The sequence below is a fragment of the Mesorhizobium sp. M7A.F.Ca.CA.003.01.2.1 genome (genome assembly GCF_003998945.1).
In the GTDB taxonomy this organism is placed as follows: Bacteria; Pseudomonadota; Alphaproteobacteria; order Rhizobiales; family Rhizobiaceae; genus Mesorhizobium; species Mesorhizobium ciceri.
In genome coordinates this window covers 1-2,010 of sequence record NZ_RZRA01000983.1, presented here as the reverse complement: position 1 = coordinate 2,010, position 2,010 = coordinate 1, and the positions used below count along the sequence as shown (strand labels likewise).

General features: G+C 63.7%; 2 protein-coding genes and 1 pseudogene. 1 reads left to right on the top strand and 2 read right to left on the bottom strand.

Annotated elements, in window-relative coordinates:
* Positions 1-649, bottom strand: a 649-nt coding sequence (locus EN969_RS28595; RefSeq protein WP_164758579.1) for a RecQ family ATP-dependent DNA helicase, incomplete at its 3' end; no start/stop codon positions are given.
* Complete coding sequence (locus EN969_RS28590) at positions 649-1,311, bottom strand: sulfotransferase (RefSeq protein ID WP_244514242.1); 663 nt, start codon at positions 1,309-1,311, stop codon at positions 649-651. The genes EN969_RS28595 and EN969_RS28590, both read right to left, overlap by 1 nt.
* A 448-nt stretch (positions 1,312-1,759) precedes the next feature.
* On the opposite strand from EN969_RS28590, the pseudogene EN969_RS28585 reads away from it, so the two are divergent.
* Positions 1,760-2,010: pseudogene (locus EN969_RS28585) on the top strand (coniferyl aldehyde dehydrogenase); the annotation flags it as partial.

The following is a 2,010-nucleotide window of genomic DNA, read 5'->3' as shown; positions in this document are numbered from 1 at the left end:
GCTTGATGTTCGGCCGGTCGAAGCCCAGCACCAGGGTCTCGACGCGCTCGGCAAACAGCCGGGATTCGATGTCGGTGCGCGTGCCTTCGTCCGCCGTTGCCGTCAGCGCGATGATCGGCACGCTGGGAAAGATGCCGCGCAGACGCGACAGGTCCTCGTATTCGCGCCGGAATGCCGGCCCCCATTGCGAGATACAATGCGCCTCGTCGACGGCGATCAGGCTGATATCGAGCCTGGCCAGCGCCTCGAGCATGCGCTCGGTCATCAACCGCTCCGGCGCGAGATAGAGCAGGCGCGTCTGGCCCGAGGCGACGCGACGCCATGCGGCAATATTGGCATCGCGGTCGATCGAGGAATTGATCGTATCGGCGGCCACGCCGGCAAGCCGCAAGGCGGCGACCTGATCCTGCATCAGCGCCACCAGCGGCGAAACGACAATGGTGAGCCCGCCCAGGACAAGCGCCGGCACCTGGTAGCAGAGCGATTTGCCGGCACCAGTCGGCATGACAGCCAGCACATGACGCCCGGCCAGCAACGCGTCCATGACATCGGCCTGCCCGGGGCGAAAATCATCGAAGCCGAACACGTCCTTCAGCACGCGCCGCTTGGGATCCAGCTCTTCTGTCGCGAGGGCCGCCGGTGCCTGCATCACCGCGCGTCCACGGTCGGCGTGCTTATTGGCATGTCATAGCCGAACTCGGCGCAGAAACGCTGGACGCGGGCGAGAAATGCCGGGGGCAGGCCGCCGAGATAGGTCCTGAATTCTTCATTCCGTTCCCATTTTCTCAACGAAGCCACCCGGATCGGATTGTCCGGGTCCTCGCTGAAACGAATGCGCGGTGTCAGTCCGAATGACTGCGCGATTCTGTCCTGCTGCGCATCGGGCGCGCCGATCATGTCTTCGTAGCGGACGAAAAGGATCTGCCGGTGCGGTTGTGCCTTCTTCAGCCGGATCAGCGCGTCGTATTCGGTCAGCCAGCGTTGCGGCGTGACGTGGAACCGACGCTGGTTGCGTGTTTGCGGATGCGAACTTGTCAGCGTGTCGAATGGATGGCGCGCGCAATAGATCAAGCCGATGGAGGTCGGTAGCTTCGCCAGATGCGCAAAACCGCGCGCATCGCGCTTGACGACGAGGTTCGATTCCGGCCGGTCCAACATGTCCAGCATTGCGTATCGCGCTTCGGGCGGATGGACGAAAATGTCCTCGAAACACCTCATCAGCCGCTGTGTCAGCGTCGTCCCGCTGCGTGCGCAGCCCGAAATGAAAATTCTGTTGGCGGGCGTCGCGCGTGCATATGTGCGTCTTTGCATGCGCTGTCTCAGAGACAGCGGCACGAACCGCAGAAACTCCCGCACAACCCTTCGCGCAGCCGCTCCAAACGCAGCCTCAAGCCTGTGAGCGCCCTTCATCCGCAATTCCGCTGGGCCGCGCGGCGCGGAACGCGCCGCTTGGGGTCCATGGCCAAGATGCTCGTCGCCGACATCAGCATCAGGCGGACACCGGGCTGGAATTTCGTAGACTGGAGAGGATGTGGAAACCGGTCAAGACGACTCTCTGGCGTGACGCTTTGGAGTAGCGCAGCCGTCATCCAACCACAACGCCCCCTTTGCAGGAACCTGTCGTTGATGCGGCCATCGGCGCCTGCCAGCCGGATGCCGTGCACATCCGAAAGCGGCTTCCCCTAGGACACCTGCACCCCCGCTGGATTCCGCCACGCACCACGATGTAAGCTCCGTCCGGCAAGCCAGGGAGGGCGTGATGCTGCAGACCAGACAGAATGTTCTCGGCGAGCGGTTCCACCTGCAGCGCGCCGCCTTCGAGGCGCAGCCTTTCCCCAACTTTGACGTTCGCAAGGATCGCCTCAAACGCCTGCTCGCGCTGACCGAGCGGCATGAAGCCGACATCTGCACCGCCATCGACACCGACTTTGGCGGCCGTTCCGCGCATGAGACGCGTCTTGCGGAACTGTTCGTCGTACGTGCCGGCATCCGCCACGCGCTGTCGCACCT